We start from the raw sequence: 16,964 nt of genomic DNA, 5'->3' as shown, positions 1-16,964 counted from the left end.
GCAGTCCGACCCCTGACCGGAGCCGGGCCCACGTGCGCCGGGCGGTGACCCGGGCCACACCTTTCCGGCCCGGGCCCGCCCCGGACAGTGACCCGGCCCACAGCCCACCCGGGCCGGCGGGCGGGCCGGGGACCGTCGCGGGTGAACCGCGGACACGTTCGGGAACACCGCCGGTCCAGGGCTTCACTCGTCACGAAAACACGCTTTTACCGGGCGGTTTAGGGCGTCGCCGCCCGCACCCCGACCGGCCGCCGGACGGCCGGTTTGTAGTAGGGTGGTGACCCGAGAAGAACGACAGTATGAAAAGAGGCGAGGACCTGCTGTGAGCAGCGCGAATTTCGGCCAGAACGAGTGGCTGGTTGACCAGATGTACCAGCAGTACAAGGAGGATCCGAGCTCCGTTGACCCGGAGTGGCGGACCCTCTTCGAGAAGGACGAGCCGCAGACCGCGACCAGCGCCGCCGGAGGCACCTCCGGTGCCGGCACAGACGACGCCACGGGATCCACGACGACCGCCGCGACCGGGGGGACCACGCCCCGGCGTGGCTCCGAGGGGCACGGGATCGAGACCCGCGGCATGAACGCCGCCGCGGCCGCCGACTCCACCCGTCCCGGCAAGCCCGCCGTGACCCCCGGGCCCGGCGGCCGCGCCGCCGCGCAGGAGCCGTCGAACCACGGCCGGTCCGCGCAGCCCATCCCCCAGCGGGTCGCCCCGCCTGAGCCGAAGCACCCCGTCGAGCGCCCCGAGCCCGGCGAGAAGACCATCAAGGGTGCCGCCCGCGCTGTCGTGAAGAACATGGACCAGTCCCTGTCCATCCCGACGGCCACGTCGGTCCGGGACATGCCCGCCAAGCTCATGTTCGAGAACCGCTCGATGATCAACGAGCAGCTCACCTCCCGTGGCGGCGGGAAGATCAGCTTCACCCACATCATCGGGTGGGCGCTGGTCAAGGCCGTGCTGGCCCACCCGGACATGAACAACAGCTACGCGGTCGTCGACGGCAAGCCCACGCTCGTCACCCCCGAGCACGTGAACCTCGGCCTCGCGATCGACATGACGGCGAAGAACGGCTCGCGGAGCCTCGTCGTCGCGGCGATCCGGGAGTGCGAGTCCCTCACGTTCGACGAGTTCGTCGACCACTACGAGGACATCGTGCACCGCGCCCGCGAGGGCAAGCTGACCATGGAGGACTTCTCCGGGGTCACGATCTCCCTCACGAACCCGGGCGGCATCGGCACCCGGCACTCCGTGCCGCGGCTCACCGAGGGCCAGGGCACGATCATCGGCGTCGGGTCGATGGACTACCCGGCGGAGTTCGCCGGCGCGTCGGAGGACCGGCTCGGCGAGATGGGCATCGGCAAGCTCGTCACCATCACCTCCACCTACGACCACCGCATCATCCAGGGCGCGGAGTCCGGCGAGTTCCTGCGGACCATGAGCCGGCTGCTCATCAACGACGCCTTCTGGGACGAGATCTTCATCACCATGAAGATCCCCTACGCCCCCGTCCGGTGGAGCCAGGACCTGCCGAACATCGGCGTGGAGAAGTCCACCCGCGTCATGCAGCTCATCGAGGCCTACCGCTCCCGCGGGCACCTCGTCGCGGACACCGACCCGCTGCAGTGGACGCAGCCGGGCCTGCCCATCCCAGACCACTCCGACCTCAACATCGAGAGCCACGGGCTGACCCTGTGGGACTTCGACCGGCACTTCCACGTCGGCGGGTTCGCCGGCCGGGAGACCATGACCCTCCGTGAGGTCCTCGCGACCCTGCGCCGGGCCTACACGCTCAAGGTCGGCAGCGAGTACACGCACATCCTCGACAAGGAGGAGCGCCTGTGGCTCCAGGACCGCATCGAGGCCGGTCAGCCGCGTCTCAGCGGCCCGGAGCAGAAGTACCTGCTGCAGAAGCTGAACTCCGCCGAGGCGTTCGAGAACTTCCTCCAGACCAAGTACGTCGGCCAGAAGCGGTTCTCCCTCGAGGGTGCGGAGTCGCTCATCCCGATGATGGACGCCGCGATCGACGAGGCCGCGACCCTCGGCCACGACGAGGTCGTCATCGGCATGCCGCACCGTGGGCGCCTCAACGTCCTCGCGAACATCGTCGGCAAGCCCTACGCCCAGATCTTCACGGAGTTCGAGGGCAACATGGAGCCCGCCGCCGGCGGCTCGGGTGACGTGAAGTACCACCTCGGCTCCAAGGGCCACTACATGCAGATGTTCGGTGACAACGAGATCGACGTCACCCTCACCGCGAACCCGTCGCACCTCGAGGCCGTCAACCCGGTCATGGAGGGCCTCGCCCGGGCGCACGAGGATCTCCTCGCCCCGGCCGAGGGCGACCACCCGGTCATGCCGCTGCTCCTCCACGGTGACGCCGCGTTCGCCGGCCTCGGCATCGTCCAGGAGACGATCAACCTCTTCAAGCTGCGCGGCTACGGTGTCGGCGGCACCGTCCACATCGTCGTGAACAACCAGATCGGCTTCACGACCACCCCGGACGCGGGCCGCTCCACCTTCTACGCCACCGACCTGGCCAAGGGCTTCGACTGCCCGGTGTTCCACGTCAACGGCGACGACCCGGAGGCCGTGGTGTGGGTCGCGAAGCTCGCGGTGGACTACCGCCGCCGCTTCGGCAAGGACGTCTTCATCGACCTCGTGTGCTACCGCCGCCGCGGCCACAACGAGGCCGACGACCCGTCGATGACCCAGCCGCAGATGTACGACATCATCCACGACCGCCCGACGGTCCGCGCACTGTACACGGACACCCTCATCGGCCGTGGTGACCTGTCGGAGGAGGACGCCGAGCGCGTCGCCCGCGACTTCCACGACCAGCTTGAGACGGTCTTCAACGAGGTCCGCCAGGCGGAGAAGGGGGCGACCCCGGCGAAGCAGACCGGTATCGCCGGCTCCCAGGAGCTCTCCCACGGTCTCGACACGTCCGTCACGAAGGAGGAGATCGCCCGCATCGGCGACTACTTCTCGAACCTGCCGGAGGGCTTCAACGCCCACCAGCGTGTGAAGCCGGTCATCAAGCGTCGTCTCGAGATGAGCCGGTCGGGGAACATCGACTGGGGCTTCGGCGAGCTGCTCGCCTTCGGTTCCCTCGTCGACGGCGGCACCCTCGTCCGTCTCTCCGGCGAGGACAGCCTGCGCGGCACGTTCACGCAGCGCCACGCGGTGCTCTACGACAGCGAGATGAGCAACCACTACAACCCGCTCCAGGCGCTCGCCGAGGACTCGGGCCGGGGCGGCAGCTTCCGGGCCTACAACTCGGCGCTCACGGAGTACGCGGGCATGGGCTTCGAGTACGGCTACTCGGTCGGTAACCCGGATGCGCTCGTCGCGTGGGAGGCCCAGTTCGGTGACTTCGCCAACGGCGCGCAGACGATCATCGACGAGTACGTGAGCTCGGGTGAGGCGAAGTGGGGCCAGATCTCCAGCGTCGTCCTCCTGGTGCCCCACGGCTACGAGGGCCAGGGCCCGGACCACTCCTCCGCCCGGATCGAGCGGTTCCTCCAGCTCTGCGCGGAGGGCTCGATGACGGTGGCGCAGCCGTCCACGCCGGCGAACTACTTCCACCTGCTGCGCCGGCACGTGCTCGGCAGCCTCAAGCGCCCGCTCGTCGTCTTCACGCCGAAGTCGATGCTGCGCAACAAGGCCGCCACGTCCTCCATCGAGGAGTTCACCGACGTCAAGAAGTTCCGGTCTGTTCTCGACGACCCGCGCTTCGACTCCGCCGGCGACTCCCCGCGGAAGGACATCTCCACGGTCCTGCTGTGCTCGGGCAAGATCTACTGGGACCTCGAGAAGAAGCGGCAGGCGGACGGTCGTGACGACGTCGCCATCGTGCGCATCGAGATGCTCTACCCGATCCCGCACAACCGGATCAAGGACATCACCGAGCGGTACCCGGAGGCGGAGTTCCGCTGGGTGCAGGACGAGCCGGCGAACCAGGGCCCGTGGCCGTTCCTGGCGCTCAACCTGCCGGAGCTCATCCCGGGCTTCACGATGAAGCGCATCTCCCGCCGGGCGCAGACCTCCACCGCCACGGGTGTGGCGAAGGTCCACCAGCTCGAGGAGAAGCAGCTGATCGAGGACGCGTTCGCCTGACCCGAACGCCCCACCCGGCGGTCATCCCGCCGCGCCTGACCGCGTGACCCGTCCCCCGCACCGTCGGGAGGGCGGGTCACCGTCGTATCGGGGCCCGGACCCTGGTCAGGGCCCCGTGGACAGAGGAGTCAGGTCGTCACCGGGCCCGGGGCCGCCCGGGAGGGCGCGGGGCAGCCCCGTGGGCAGAGGAGTCAGGTCCGTCACCGGGCCCGGGCCGCGCGGACCGGGACGTCAGGTGCGCCGGGTGCGCCAGGTGCGTCAGCGCCGCGGCGCGGTCGGTGTCTCCGTGACGCCGAGGTCCTCCGACGTCGTCCCCCCGGCGGCCCAGTTGAGGGCCTGCCGGTCGTCCCGGTCGATGACGCCGCGCCGGTAGACGGCGACGATGTTCTGCGGCAGGGTCGGGTCGTCGCACCCGACGGCGATGCCCGGGTCGGAGGCGTCGAGGTCCGACGGCAGCGCCGAGAGCATGGTGCTGTGGGTGATGTCGCGCCACTCGTCGGTGTCCTCGCCGCCGTCCTCCCGGTACATCACGCGCAGTTGCCGGCCCTTGTCCGGGTTGAGCACGTCGAGCAGCTCCCCCACGCACCCGATGACGAGGTCGACCTTGCCGTCCCGGACGGCGTCGACGCGCATGGACGACGGCACGGCGACGGTCGTGGCCTCCCGGTCGTTGACCGCGAGCTCCCGGGTGTAGGTCTCCGCGAGGCGTTTCTGCACCGTGGACCCGTCGACGCCGATGGTGACGACCTCGGGCCGGTCGGTGGGGCGGGGGCCCGGGCCCGGGGTGTAGGCCCCGCACGCGGCGACGCCGACGGTGCCGACGCACACCACCGCGACGGTGGCGACGCGGAGGGCCCGTCCGATCCGCCGCAGCGGTCCGCCCTGTCCCGGGCGTCCCGTCCCGACCGGTCCCGCCGGTCCCACCGTCCCCGCCGACCCGGCGGCCGCTGCCGTCCCCGCCGCCATCAGTACCACGCCACCATGAAGACGATGACGAACGTGATCCACGGGACGAGGGCCCACGCCGGATGCCCGCCGGGGCGGCGCGCCAGCAGCACCCCGGCCACGGCGATGACGGCCCCGACGGCGTGAACGAACCACAGGCCGCTGCCCACGGCGGCGAGGGCGACGGCGAGGCCGACGAGGCCGCCGGCGATGAGTCGGCTCATGTGGTCTGCCCGCTCCCGTCTCTCGGTTGTCATGGGGCCCGTGTGTCACGAACGTGACGGCCCCCGATCGCCAACCAGACTACCTCCCGTGCCCGCAACCCACCGGAGGGCCCGGGACACGCGCCGTCACCAGCGCGGGGCGGTCCCCGTCGTCCCCCGACCCCGGCCGGTCCCGGGCCGCACCCGGGCCGCACCCGGCCCCGCCCCACCGTCTTCCCGCCACCTCCCCGGCCCCGCCCGCACCCGCTCCCCGCCACCTCCCCGGCCCCGCCCGCACCCGCTCCCCGCCACCTCCCCGGGCCGGTCCCGCACCCGCTCCCCGGCCCCTCCCCCGGGCTGCACCGCCGGCTGTGTGCCTGGCCACGGCGTCACGTAGTGTGTCGGCCATGAGTGCCACACGTGTGTTCGCGGGTCGTCTCGCCGGCATGGTCCTCCTTGGTCCGGACGGGGAGTCCGTCGGCCGTGTCCGCGATGTCGTCGTCAGCATCCGCTCCACCCGGTCCCAGGCGCTGGGGCTCGTGGTGGAGCTCGTGAACAAGCGCAAGATCTTCCTGCCGATGCTGCGGATCGCGACGATCGAGCCGTCGGAGGTGACGATGGTCTCCAGTTCGGTGAACCTGCGTCCCTTCCAGTCCCGCGCGGGCGAGGTGTCGGTGATGGACGATCTCGTCGGGGCGAAGGTGCACACGGACGACCCGGAGCACGAGGCCCTGCAGGGCCGGGCGGTGGAGATCGTCGACGTCGAGCTCGAGCGGTCCCGGTCCCGCGACTGGGTCGTCAGCCGGGTGGCGGTGACGGTGCGCGGCCGGCTGGGCCGTCGGGGGGACATCACGGTCCTGCCGCTGTCGACGGTCCAGGGCCTGTCGGCGTCGGGGGCCGGCCCGGCGAACCCGGACGCCGAGCTCATCGCGGAGTTCAGCGAGATGCGCAACGCCGACGTCGCCCAGAAGCTGCTCGAGCTGCCCCCGGAGCGCCGCCACTCCATCGCCGCGGAGCTCGACGACGAACGCCTCGCCGACGTCCTCGCCGAGATGCCGGAGGACCAGCAGGGTGCGGTCCTCAGCGCGCTGAACATCGAACGTGCCGCGACGGTCCTCGAGGAGATGGACCCGGACGACGCCGCCGACCTCCTCGGCGAACTGTCCGAGGACAAGGCGGACGTCCTGCTGGAGCTCATGGACCCGGAGGAGTCCGAGCCGGTGCGCCGCCTCATGAGCTTCAGCCCGGACACGGTCGGTGCGCTCATGACCCCGGAGCCGATCATCCTCACCCCGCAGACGACCGTCGCCGAGGCGCTGGCCCACTGCCGGAACCCGGAGGTCCCGATGTCGTTGAGCTCGATGATCTTCGTCGTCCGGCCGCCCCAGGCCACCCCGACCGGCACCTACCTGGGCTGCGTGCACCTCCAGAAGCTGCTGCGGGAGCCGCCGTCGAGCCTCATCGGCGGGATCCTCGACCTCGAGCTGCCCGCCCTGTCCGTCGAGGACAGCCACGAGACGGCGGCCCGGTACTTCGCGACGTACAACCTCGTCGTCGGCCCGGTGCTCGACGAGGGTTCGCACCTCCTCGGGGCGGTGGCGGTGGACGACCTGCTCGACCACATCCTCCCCGACGGCTGGAGGGACCACGACTGGAGACGCGAGGTCGGCTAGGCCGACCCGACGACCGACACCTGAACCCGCGGCTCACTGAGGAGGAACCATGCCGGACAAGTACAACCGGACCGAACTGGACACCCCGTCCCTGGCACGCCGGCGTCGCCTGTTCTCCGCGGACGCCGACGTCATCGGCGTCTGGGCGGAGAAGATCGCCCGGTTCCTCGGGACGGGCCAGTACCTCATGTGGCAGACGGTCATCGTCATCGTGTGGGTGGCCCTCAACGTCGGCGGGATGGCGTGGAACTGGGACCCCTACCCGTTCATCCTCCTCAACCTCGCCTTCTCGACGCAGGCCGCGTACGCCGCCCCGCTCATCCTCCTCGCGCAGAACCGTCAGGACGACCGCGACCGGGTGGCCCTCAACGAGGACCGGCGTCGGGCCGCGCAGACGAAGGCCGACACGGAGTTCCTCGCCCGGGAGCTCGCCGGGGTGCGCATCGCCGTCGGTGAGACGGTCACCCGCGACTACCTGCGCCGGGAGCTCGACGAGCTCGGTGACCTGCTGCGCCGCATCGAGGACAAGCTCGAGGACCAGCGGCACGACGGTGGCCGCCAGGACGAGCGCGACGATCCCCCGTCACCGGGGTCGACGCACCCCTCCGGCGTCTGACGCGCGGCGCCCGCCGACCCTCCCCCACCCGCGGCGCCGCGGGACGCCCCCGGTCCGGACCGCCGTCCCCGTGCCGGCCGCCGGCCCGGCCTCCCCTGCCGCTGTCCGGGGGCCTTTGGCGGCGTCACGGTCCCGGCGTAGCATGACAGGCGATGTCTACAGTCACTGAATCCGCTGTCCGCAGCGCGCTCTCCCGCGTAGAGGATCCTGAGCTGAACAAGCCCATCACCGAACTCGGGATGGTCAAATCCATCGACATCGACGGGTCGGACGTCCACGTCGAGATCTACCTCACGATCGCGGGCTGCCCGATGAAGAGCACCCTCACCGGGCGGACGAAGGCCGCGGCCGAGAGTGTCGACGGGGTCGGCGAGGTGACCGTCACGACCGACGTCATGAACGACGAGCAGCGCCGTGAGGTGCGGATGAAGGTCCGCGGCAACGCGGCGGACCCGGTCATCCCGTTCGCCCAGCCGGACTCGACGACCCGCGTGTACGCCGTCGCCTCGGGCAAGGGCGGCGTCGGGAAGTCCTCGGTGACGGTCAACCTCGCGACGGCCCTCGCGCGGCGGGGGCTGAGCGTCGGCGTCGTCGACGCCGACATCTACGGTCACTCCGTCCCCCACATGATGGGGTCGACGGACCGCCCCCACCAGGTCGACGAGATGATCATCCCGCCGCAGGCCCACGGTGTGAAGATCATCTCCATCGGGCACTTCCTCGACGGCAACTCGCCGGTCGTGTGGCGTGGCCCGATGCTCCACCGGGCGATCCAGCAGTTCCTGTCCGACGTGTTCTGGGGGGACCTGGACATCCTCCTGCTCGACCTGCCGCCGGGCACGGGTGACGTGGCGATCTCGGTGGCGCAGCTCGTCCCGAACGCCGAGCTGCTCATCGTGACGACGCCGCAGTCGGCGGCGGCGGAGGTCGCGGAGCGCGCGGGGTCGATCGCGCAGCAGACCCGCCAGCGGATCGGCGGTGTCATCGAGAACATGAGCTGGATGACGATGCCGGACGGGACGCGCATGGAGGTCTTCGGTTCCGGCGGCGGCCAGGTCGTCGCCGACCGGCTCAGCGCGATCTCCGGGGCGAAGGTCCCGCTCATGGGCCAGATCCCGCTCGACCCGAACCTGCGCATCGGCGGGGACCTGGGCAACCCCATCGCGATCTCGGAGCCGGACTCCGAGGCCGGGATCGCGTTCGGCGGGCTCGCGGACACGATCCAGATGCGGCGGACCTCCCTCGCCGGCCGGTCGCTGTCGCTCGGCGTCACGCGGAAGTAGCCCCGCACCGCCGCGGGGGCGGGATCCGCAGCGCGGGGCGGGGTGCACCGGGTAGAGGGTTCACCGGGTGCGGATTGCACCGGGTAGAGGGTGCAACGTGGGGCGGCGCGCACCCGGTGCGGGGGGGCAGCGACGGGGACTACGTGGCGTCGTCGAAGTCCGTCCACGTCCGGGAGGCCCCGGCCTCGGCCTGCTGGGGGACCTCGACCTGCCCGGTCGGCGCCGCCCCGGTCCGCCCGGTCGCGGCGGTCCCGGTCACGTCCGGGGCCGCACCGTCACCACCCGTCCCGCCGGTCACCGGGCGGGCGACCGATGCTCCGGCGGAGCCCGGCGTCGTCCCCCCGACCTGGACCGGTCCCCCACCGATCCCGGGCTTCGGTGTCCCGCCCCGGACGGTCCCGACGACGCCGTCGACGTCGGAACGGATGCCCTTCACCGAGTCGTCGAACGAGGTGAGGAGGGTGTCGTCGCCGTCGAGCAGGGTCTTCGTGATGATCCCCCGGGCCCCCATGCGACGGATGGAGTTCAGGTCCGCGAGCGGCTTGCGCAGCTCCTCGAAGTCCTCCCCGAAGTCGCCGCCGAGCTGCTCCTTCGCGTCGTTGATCGCGTTGCGGGCCGCGAGGACGACCGCGCGGACCTCACGGATCAGTTTCGGGAGCCGCTCCGGGCCGATGACGACGAGGGCGACGACGACGATGACCGCGATCTCGAGCCCTCCGACGTTGCTGAACATCCCGCTTCCTTCCCTGGTGCTGTCGTGAGTCCGTCGTCGACGTCACGGAGGACACCACGGCGGTCGGTCGCGGCGACGGTCACCCGGCGGTTCCCCGGGGCGGTGTCCGCCGTTGCAGTCTCCTGATCATCATATCCACCCGGGCGGCGATGGTCGCGGGGCGACGGCACCCGTCGACCCGGACCGGGTCCGTGCGCACGCCGGGCCGCGGGCCGGTGGCGTCGTCCTCCCCCGAGCAGCAGTCCACCGGGATCCGCGACAGGCGCTCGAGGAGCGGGCCGGGGACGTCGACGTCCGGGTCCGCGTGGCGGAGCGCCTCGGCGGCCTGACGCTGCCGCCGCACCTCATCCCAGCACTCGTCGCAGTGGACGAGGTGCACCTTCGCCCGGTGCTCGGCGCGGGCCGACAGCTCGTTGTCGACGAGCGCCGTGACCGCGGCCGCGCTGAGGTGCTCGACGGAGGAGAACCCGTCCGGTCCCGTCATGCCCACTCCTTCCCGGGACCGTCGGTCCCGTCGTCGCCCTGCGGCACGGTCGCCGTGCCGACGCCCGTCACCCCCACGCCCGGGTTCGGGGGTGGGGGCGCGGTGTCCTTCCGCCCTGTCAACGGGCGGCGGGGTCATTCGGTTCCGACGTACGTGAGGTCGCCGCTCGTCCGCTCGAGACTCTGGCGGAGCTGGGCACGCGCCCGGTGGATGCGCGAGCGGACGGTGCCCAGCTTGAGGCCGAGGGTGTCGGCGATGTCGTCGTAGCTCATGTCGAGCCCGTCGCAGAGGATGACGGCGACGCGGAAGTCGGGGCTCAGCGCGTCGAGGGCCCGGCTCAGCGCCGGGTCGAGGGTCGACAGCTCGAACATCCGCTCCGGGGTCGGCTCGGTGCCCTCGACCCGGTCGTAGTCCTCCGGCAGCGCCTCCATGCGGACCGTCGCCCGGTGCCGGACCATGTCGAGGAAGAGGTTCGTGGTGATGCGGTGGAGCCAGCCGGAGAACGTGCCGGGCCGGTAGGTCTTCAGCGAACGGAAGACCCGCATGAACGTCTCCTGCGTGAGGTCCTCGGCGTCGTGCCGGTTGCCGCTCAGCCGGTAGGCGAGGCGGTAGACGCTCTCGGCGTGTTCGGCGACGAGCTCCCCCCAGGACGGCATCTCCCCGTCACCGCGGTCGAAGGCGTCGGTCCCACCGACCCCACCGGCCCCGCCGGTGCCCCGGGAGGCCCCGGTCACCGCGGTCGGGCCGGTCCCGCCGGCTGCCGCGGGTGCCCCGGCCACGCCGGGCTCGTTGACGCCATCGACCACACTCATGGTCCCCATCATTCCCTGTCCGGGTTCGGATCGCCTCGTCCGCGGCTGACAGTTCACTGTGAGCCTCCCCCCCGTCGGGTGCGGTGCCGCCCCGACCCCCGCGGACCGTGACCCCACGAGTCCCGTCAGTCCACTCTGACCACTCCCCTTTCTGTTTCGGGAGGAGTTCGCGGACATGCCGGTCCCCCTCCACCGCGACCACCGCTCCGGTCCCTATGGTTCACCTCGTGAAAACCCAGTCAGTCTCCGCCCTGGACGCCGTCCGTTCCTACGTCAACTCCACGGCCGCCACCGCCGCGGCGTCGACCGCGACCGGCGACGCGATGGACGGCGCGCGGGACGCGGCCGCCGAGTACGGCCTGGTCACCCCGGACGGGATGACCGGTGAGTTCCTGACCTTCCTCGCCGCCCAGGTCGCCGGGCAGGTCGCGGGTGGCCGCGGCCGCGCGGACGACGCCCCGCAGCCGTCGGCCGTCGTCATGTCCCCGGCCTGCGGTGTCATCGGTCTCCACCTCTTCGCCGGCCTCGGCCCGCGCGGCCACGTGACGTGCATCGACCCCGAGGTCGACCACCAGCGTCTCGCCCGGGAGGCCTTCGGCGCGGCGGGCCTGCGGCCGACGTCCTTCCGCTTCCTGCCGTCGGCCCCGCTGGACGTCGTGTCCCGCCTCGCGTCCGACGCCTACGACATCATCGTCTCGGAGTCCGCCGAGGAGCACCTCTCGGCGACGGTGGAGGCCACGCTCCCGGCCCTGCGCCCCGGCGGCACGCTCGTGCTGCTCGACTCCCTCGCCGACGGGCTCGTCGGGGACGACGCCCCCCGGGACCGGCACGTCGCCGCGGCCCGGGAGGCCGACGACCTGCTCACGTCGTGGGACCGCTCCCCCCGGATCACCGTCAGCCGCCTGCCCCTCGGCGCGGGGACGACCCTCGTGACGAAGGCCTGACGCCACCGCGTCCCCCGGCCACCCCCGGGGACCCACCCTCACCCTCTCCGGGACCCCGCCGCCCCCGCCGGCGACGCTGGTATACAGGGGTGGGCGTACCAGCGGACCGTCGTCCGCCCCGGCCCCGGCCCACGTGCCGTCGCCCCGGGAGCCCCGGCCCGTGCACCCCCGACCCCCACCCGGATGAACCAGGAATGAACAGATACCGACCTGAACTGCACGTCACCGCTGAGCTCGGAGTCCTCGAGGCACCCGCCGGGGCGCTCGCCCTCGACGGGCTGGTCCACGTCTTCCACCAGTTCCGCCCCAAGCCCACCCAGGGAGCCCGGTGGGCCCACCAGGTGGCGTCCCGCATCCCCTTCGACTGGGACATCTGTGACGACGTCATCGCCCCGGAGGACGGGGAGGTCGACGTCCTCGCCGGGTCGACGGTCGTCCCCGAGCCGGGCGAGGACGCCGCGGAGTTCTTCTTCGTCACCACCGCGCCGGCCGACGGGGCCACCGCCGCGGACGTCGCCGGGAACCGCGTCCCGCACAGCCACCGGGGTCGCCGCACGTTCACCCTCCAGCGGGCCCGGGTGGAGAGCCTGAGCTCCCTGTGCGAGAACGTCTCGGACGACGCCACCCAGGTCGACGAGCACGTCCGCCGGCTCGGCCCGATCGACGTCGACGACTCCGCCTACCCGGTGGAGGCCCTGGTCACCCCGTCGGTCATCCACCACGAGGACGGCTGGCGCATGGTCGCCCTCAGCCTCCGCGGGGACACCGACGCCGAGGCGGTCATCCTCGGCTCGTCCGACCGGCAGCACTGGACGGTCCTCGGCCCGCTGGAGCTCCCGGAGGAGGCCGGGGTGCGCCCCGGTCGCCCGTACGCGCCGCGGATCGTCAAGCTCGACGACGCCGCGACGGGCGTGCGCCACGACGTCCTGCTCATCACGTACCCCGGCGTCGAGGGGGAGTCGGAGGAGGTCGCCGGGTACCTCGTCGGGCACCTCCGGGGGACCGGGTTCGAGGTGACGACGCCGTACACCGTCATCGACCACGGCCACGACTTCACCCGCCCCCGTCTCGTCCAGGGCCCGGAGCCGATGATCATCGGCCTCGTCGGGGCCCACCCGGCGACCGGGAGCGTGTGGGCGAACTGCCTGTCCTCGCCCCGGTACCTCAGCCTCGTCAACGGGCACATCTTCCAGGACATCGCCGGTGTCCCGAAGGCCGTGACGTCCTTCTCCGACCGGGCGGCCGTGTGGACCGGTCAGCTGGAGGCCGGCCCCGGTGTGGTCACCGTCTCCCTCGTCGACGCCGAGGGGTCGGTGTACGCGGAGGTGCGGCACGACGGCGACCACGTCACCGTCAGCCGCGGCGGTGACGAGCGCACGGTCACCCTCATCGACAGCGACTCCGACACGCTCACCGTGTTCGTCGACGGCCCGGTCCTCGAGGTCTTCGCCGACGGAGGGGCCGCGACGCTCACCTCCGCGCTGCAGACCGGGTCCCCGTTCGACCACTTCGACGTCACGGTGACCGGGGACGCGACGGTGACCTCCTCCCTCGTCTCGCTCGGGCAGAAGCTCCAGCGGCAGACCGCGGGGCTGGACTCCCCGGAGGAGCAGGAACGCCTCATCCGCGAGTCCGCCCTCGCGTACGGCGACCTCGAGGCGATGTCGGACCGGGACGACGCGGACGCCGTCGCGGCCGGCACCGACTCCGACTAGTCCCCCGTCGCGCCGCGCCCCCGGGCGCAGGTGCGGACGGCCGGTTCCGCCGCGGCCCCCCGGGGCGACGTGTCGGCCCAGCCGCACCCCCGGGTGCGGGCGCGGACGGCCGGTTCAGCAACGGCCCCTCCCCTCCCCCCCCCCCCCGGGGGCGGACCTGTCAGCCCAGCCGCGGGTCGCGGCCGAGCCGCGTGACGACCGCGCGGGCCGTGACCTCCATCTGCTCGGGCAGGTCCGCGATGCGCTCCGACAGGACCTGCGGGTGGATGTGCCGCGCGGACGGGCTCATGCCGATCTGCGCGGCGATCGACGCCTGGTCGAGCATCATCGTGAACTCCACGTTCTCCGGCTCCCCCACCGGGACGAGGTGCCCGGACGCCTGCGCGACCATGCGCTCGACCTTGCCCTTCTCCACGTCGATGATCCCCAGCGGCTCCCGCAGCTCCGCGAGGTGCCCGGCGTCCGCGGTGAGGACGACGACCTGCCCCTTCTCCGTGAGGATGCGGGCGAACTCCGCGGCGTTGCGCGGCGCGAAGATGACCGTCACGGCGTCGACGCAGGAGTCGCGGAGCGGCAGCCGCGACCACGCGTCGGCGACGACCGCACCGACCCGCGGGTGGCATGAGGCGAGGCGCTTCGCCGCGGGGACGGAGACGTCGATCCCCACCCCCCGCGCACCACGGACCGTGTCCAGGGTGTGGGAGAGGTAGTAGCCGGTCCCGGCGCCGATCTCGACGATCGCCGGCGCGGCGTCGTCACCGACCCCGGCGTCGTCGAGGACGTCCGCGACGTTGTGGCTGACCGCCTCGACGAAGGGGGCGAAGTGCCCGCCGGACAGGAACGTCTCGCGCGCCTCGATCATCGAGGCGTCGTCCCCGGAGTACCGCAGCCCGGACCCGCCGGCGAGGGTGACGTACCCCTGCCGGGCGACGTCGTAGCTGTGGCCGCTCCCGGAGACCACCGTGCGCCAGCCGTCGTCTCCGGCATGCAGCGGCGTTCCGTCGACCGGGTCGGCCAGGAGGTCAATGACGTCGGAGAGCACGGTGAAGGAACCTCACACTTCAGGGGTGGCCGGCGGCTGGTGGTCCCCCACCCGCGGCCCACGGACCCGTGGGCCGCACCTGCCGGGACGGACGGACATTTTATTACCGTAGCCACTCTACAAGAGAGCGCGCGCCGAACCCCGTGCCGAGGGGGTCGGTGTCCTCCCGGCACTCCCGGGACGCCGCCGCACCCCCGAGATCGAGGTGCACGGCCGGGGTGTCCCCGGCGAACCGGCGCAGGACGGCGGCCGCGACGAGGACCCCCGGGCCCTCCGGGCACAGGCTCACGTCCGCTGTCGGGGACGCGGTCGCGGCGTCGAGGTACGTCGGCACCGGCAGCGGCCACCACCGTTCCCCGGCCCGGGCGGCCCGGCGGGTCACGCGCTGCGCCTGCCCCCGCGACCGGGTGACGACCGCGCCGGTGCGGTCACCGAGCGCCACGACCGTGTCCGGGCTGAGGCACCCGACGGTCACGACGCGGCTCGGGCGGTACTTGTGCACGCCGTAGCCGACGGCGTCGGCGAGGAGCAGCCGCGCACGTCCCGCCGCGCCGGCGGCGGCGCACCCGGCGGTGTCGACGACGGTCCCGCCGTACACGCGCACCGGGTCCCCGTCGACGGGGCCGACGGCACCCCCGCACACCGTCACGCCGGTCGAACCGGGCGGGGCTGCCACGCCCCCGCCGGCGGACGCCCCGGCGGTCGCCCCACCGGTGTCCGACCCGGTGACGACGGGCATGTCGGCGGCACCGGGCACCGCGCCCGCCGGGACGGCGGTGAGGTCGACCAGCGGGACGAGGGCGACGACCTTCCGGCGCGCACCGAGGCGGGCGAGGGCGTCGACCGCGGCGATGACCGCGGCGGCACCGGCGACGGCGCAGCGTCGGGCCTCCTCCCCCGCCCACGGCGCCGCACCGGCGGGCACGGACCCCGCCCCACCGGCGGTGACCCCCTCACCGACGAGCACGACGGTCGCCCGGTCGCGGCCCAGCGAGCCGATCGTGCCCGCCCCGTCGCCCGGGGACGCGGGGTCACCGTCGTCACCGGAGGACGCCGCCGACGCGGCGGCCTTCTCCGGGTCCCACACCATCTCGAGGAGGACCGGCGGCCGTGAGGTCCCCGCGGCGGCGGCGAGAACCCCGGTGAGTCCCTTCCGGCACATCCAGTCGGCGTCCCGGACCTTGACCTTCACCCCCGGGATGCCGGCCGCCCGGTCGCGGGCGACGCCGGCGACCCACGCCGGGGAGGCCGTCGCCGTCGGCGCGTTGACGATGTCCCGGGCCAGCGCCGTCGCCGAGCCCGTGACCTGACCGTCCGCGACAGCGGCGGCGACGTCCGCGTCCGCGAGCCGGGTCCGCGAGGTGTCCAGGTGGACGTCCCGCACGGCCGGGGCCGTCGCCCGCGTCCCGACGGCCGCGCCGTGACCGCCGACGGTGAGACCGACGACGAACCGGCGGATCCCCCCGAGGGGCGCGTCGGCGGGCACCTCGACCTGGACGAGGTGCCGTTTCGCCCGGACGGGGTGGTGGGACACGAGGTCGGACAGCCGACGCACGAGGTCCGCGCCCGCGGTCCGCCACGCGGTGTCCACGGCGGTGCCTGCGGCGGTGTCCGTGGCGGTGCCTACGGCGGTGTCCGTGGCGGTGGCGTCGGGGTGGACGGAGACCTCCCACACACCGTCGGCGGCGAGCGTCACGCGGCCGGTGGCCCGCCCCGGTGCCGTCGTCGCGCCGCCGGATGCGCCGTCGTCCCCGGCACCGGTTCCCTCCCCCGGGGCCCGGACGACGCCGACGGCGGCCGTGGGCCCGGGTGGGGTGGTGACGATGCGCGCCGCGACGACCTCGGGCCCCGACCGCGGGGCACCGGCGGTGACCGTGGGGACGGGGCGGGGCACCGGAACGTCGACGGTGGGTGCCCCGGTGTCGCGGGGACGACGGCGGGGGCTCACGGTCTCACGCCCGGGGACGGGGCGGGGTCGTCGACGCCGGAGGCGGGCACCGCGGCGGACCGGGCGGGCCCGTCCGTGGAGTCATCCGTTCCGTCGGCTGCTGCACCGCCCGCGCCGCCGGTCGCTGCGCCGGTCGCTGCACCGGTCGCTGCGCCGGTCTCTGCGCCGGTCGCGGCGGGCTCGCGCTCGGCGAGTGTGGCCGCGACGCGCTCGAGCAGGGCGTCGACCTCCGCGGCGCGGTACCCGCGGAAGGCGAGCGAGAACCGGGCGCCCCGGACCGACTCCGCGGTGACGGGGGTGCGGGTGAGCTCCCGCCAGTGCTCCTCGGCGTCAGGGCCGGTGGTGAGGTCCGGCAGCGTCTCCTGACGGCCGGTCACGGTGCCCACGAGGTAGACGAGCACGCACCCCACGGCGAGCGCTCCGAACAACGACATCAGCCAGTACATGTG

14 protein-coding genes are annotated in these 16,964 nt (G+C 73.0%); 6 read left to right on the top strand and 8 right to left on the bottom strand.

The features are described from left to right. The first annotated feature begins 322 nt into the window (after positions 1-322). The gene (locus CBOVI_RS03800; RefSeq protein ID WP_010264900.1) at positions 323-4,117 is read left to right on the top strand and encodes a multifunctional oxoglutarate decarboxylase/oxoglutarate dehydrogenase thiamine pyrophosphate-binding subunit/dihydrolipoyllysine-residue succinyltransferase subunit; all 3,795 of its coding nucleotides are present in this window, start codon (positions 323-325) and stop codon (positions 4,115-4,117) included. A gap of 258 nt (positions 4,118-4,375) precedes the next feature. Here CBOVI_RS03800 and CBOVI_RS03795 read toward each other — a convergent pair whose 3' ends face one another. Beyond that, the gene (locus tag CBOVI_RS03795; protein ID WP_010264897.1) at positions 4,376-5,083 is read right to left on the bottom strand and encodes a hypothetical protein; all 708 of its coding nucleotides are present in this window, start codon (positions 5,081-5,083) and stop codon (positions 4,376-4,378) included. Next, a complete protein-coding gene (locus tag CBOVI_RS03790; protein WP_232625855.1) occupies positions 5,083-5,319 on the bottom strand; it encodes a hypothetical protein in 237 nt (78 codons plus the stop codon). The genes CBOVI_RS03795 and CBOVI_RS03790 overlap by 1 nt, the downstream gene beginning before the upstream one ends. A 353-nt stretch (positions 5,320-5,672) precedes the next feature. Here CBOVI_RS03790 and CBOVI_RS03785 point away from each other — a divergent pair, with 353 nt between their 5' ends. From CBOVI_RS03785 to CBOVI_RS03775, 3 genes are all read left to right on the top strand, one after another. Then, positions 5,673-6,938 (top strand): magnesium transporter MgtE N-terminal domain-containing protein, encoded by a 1,266-nt coding sequence (locus tag CBOVI_RS03785; protein WP_029157789.1) that lies wholly within the window; start codon positions 5,673-5,675, stop codon positions 6,936-6,938. A gap of 49 nt (positions 6,939-6,987) precedes the next feature. Continuing rightward, a complete protein-coding gene (locus tag CBOVI_RS03780) occupies positions 6,988-7,554 on the top strand; it encodes a DUF1003 domain-containing protein (RefSeq protein WP_010267087.1) in 567 nt (188 codons plus the stop codon). A 152-nt stretch (positions 7,555-7,706) separates the two neighbouring features. Then, positions 7,707-8,837, top strand: coding sequence for an Mrp/NBP35 family ATP-binding protein (locus CBOVI_RS03775; protein ID WP_029157788.1), 1,131 nt, complete (start codon positions 7,707-7,709; stop codon positions 8,835-8,837). 139 nt (positions 8,838-8,976) lie between these two features. On the opposite strand, the gene tatB is transcribed toward CBOVI_RS03775, so the two are convergent. The 3 genes from tatB to sigE form a co-directional block, all read right to left on the bottom strand. Continuing rightward, positions 8,977-9,570 carry a Sec-independent protein translocase protein TatB gene (gene tatB, locus CBOVI_RS10820; RefSeq protein ID WP_010267083.1) on the bottom strand — a complete coding sequence of 198 codons (594 nt, stop codon included), beginning with the start codon at positions 9,568-9,570 and terminating at the stop codon, positions 8,977-8,979. 79 nt (positions 9,571-9,649) lie between these two features. Continuing rightward, positions 9,650-10,054, bottom strand: coding sequence for an anti-sigma factor (locus tag CBOVI_RS03765; protein ID WP_010267082.1), 405 nt, complete (start codon positions 10,052-10,054; stop codon positions 9,650-9,652). 134 nt (positions 10,055-10,188) lie between these two features. Then, the gene (gene sigE / locus CBOVI_RS03760; protein WP_010267081.1) at positions 10,189-10,866 is read right to left on the bottom strand and encodes an RNA polymerase sigma factor SigE; all 678 of its coding nucleotides are present in this window, start codon (positions 10,864-10,866) and stop codon (positions 10,189-10,191) included. A gap of 227 nt (positions 10,867-11,093) precedes the next feature. Here sigE and CBOVI_RS03755 point away from each other — a divergent pair, with 227 nt between their 5' ends. Together CBOVI_RS03755 and CBOVI_RS03750 are read left to right on the top strand one after the other, a co-directional pair. Then, complete coding sequence (locus tag CBOVI_RS03755) at positions 11,094-11,810, top strand: O-methyltransferase (protein WP_010267079.1); 717 nt, start codon at positions 11,094-11,096, stop codon at positions 11,808-11,810. A gap of 194 nt (positions 11,811-12,004) precedes the next feature. Next, positions 12,005-13,525, top strand: a complete 1,521-nt coding sequence (locus CBOVI_RS03750; protein WP_010267076.1) for a GH32 C-terminal domain-containing protein — start codon at positions 12,005-12,007, stop codon at positions 13,523-13,525. Positions 13,526-13,685: 160 nt separating this feature from the next. Here the strand turns inward: CBOVI_RS03750 and CBOVI_RS03745 are convergent, their stop codons facing one another. From CBOVI_RS03745 to CBOVI_RS03735, 3 genes are all read right to left on the bottom strand, one after another. Further along, positions 13,686-14,567 (bottom strand): methyltransferase domain-containing protein, encoded by an 882-nt coding sequence (locus tag CBOVI_RS03745; protein ID WP_010271420.1) that lies wholly within the window; start codon positions 14,565-14,567, stop codon positions 13,686-13,688. Between the two features lie 103 nt (positions 14,568-14,670). After that, complete coding sequence (locus tag CBOVI_RS03740; RefSeq protein WP_125196837.1) at positions 14,671-16,461, bottom strand: M17 family metallopeptidase; 1,791 nt, start codon at positions 16,459-16,461, stop codon at positions 14,671-14,673. Between the two features lie 50 nt (positions 16,462-16,511). Next, positions 16,512-16,961 carry a DivIVA domain-containing protein gene (locus tag CBOVI_RS03735; protein ID WP_010274596.1) on the bottom strand — a complete coding sequence of 150 codons (450 nt, stop codon included), beginning with the start codon at positions 16,959-16,961 and terminating at the stop codon, positions 16,512-16,514. Positions 16,962-16,964: the final 3 nt, after the last annotated feature.

Source organism: Corynebacterium bovis DSM 20582 = CIP 54.80 (assembly GCF_030408615.1).
GTDB lineage: Bacteria > Actinomycetota > Actinomycetes > Mycobacteriales > Mycobacteriaceae > Corynebacterium > Corynebacterium bovis.
The sequence above is the reverse complement of the archived record's forward strand: the minus strand, read 5'-3'. Positions and strand labels throughout refer to the sequence as shown.

Excerpts from the sequence above, each read along its gene's own strand:
- CBOVI_RS03795 (WP_010264897.1), bottom strand. The coding sequence starts at position 5,083 with ATGGCGGCGGGGACGGCAGCGGCCGCCGGGTCGGCGGGGACGGTGGGA.
- CBOVI_RS03790 (WP_232625855.1), bottom strand. The coding sequence starts at position 5,319 with ATGACAACCGAGAGACGGGAGCGGGCAGACCACATGAGCCGACTCATC.
- CBOVI_RS03785 (WP_029157789.1), top strand. The coding sequence starts at position 5,673 with ATGAGTGCCACACGTGTGTTCGCGGGTCGTCTCGCCGGCATGGTCCTC.
- CBOVI_RS03780 (WP_010267087.1), top strand. The coding sequence starts at position 6,988 with ATGCCGGACAAGTACAACCGGACCGAACTGGACACCCCGTCCCTGGCA.
- CBOVI_RS03775 (WP_029157788.1), top strand. The coding sequence starts at position 7,707 with ATGTCTACAGTCACTGAATCCGCTGTCCGCAGCGCGCTCTCCCGCGTA.
- tatB (WP_010267083.1), bottom strand. The coding sequence starts at position 9,570 with ATGTTCAGCAACGTCGGAGGGCTCGAGATCGCGGTCATCGTCGTCGTC.
- CBOVI_RS03765 (WP_010267082.1), bottom strand. The coding sequence starts at position 10,054 with ATGACGGGACCGGACGGGTTCTCCTCCGTCGAGCACCTCAGCGCGGCC.
- sigE (WP_010267081.1), bottom strand. The coding sequence starts at position 10,866 with ATGAGTGTGGTCGATGGCGTCAACGAGCCCGGCGTGGCCGGGGCACCC.
- CBOVI_RS03750 (WP_010267076.1), top strand. The coding sequence starts at position 12,005 with ATGAACAGATACCGACCTGAACTGCACGTCACCGCTGAGCTCGGAGTC.
- CBOVI_RS03735 (WP_010274596.1), bottom strand. The coding sequence starts at position 16,961 with ATGTACTGGCTGATGTCGTTGTTCGGAGCGCTCGCCGTGGGGTGCGTG.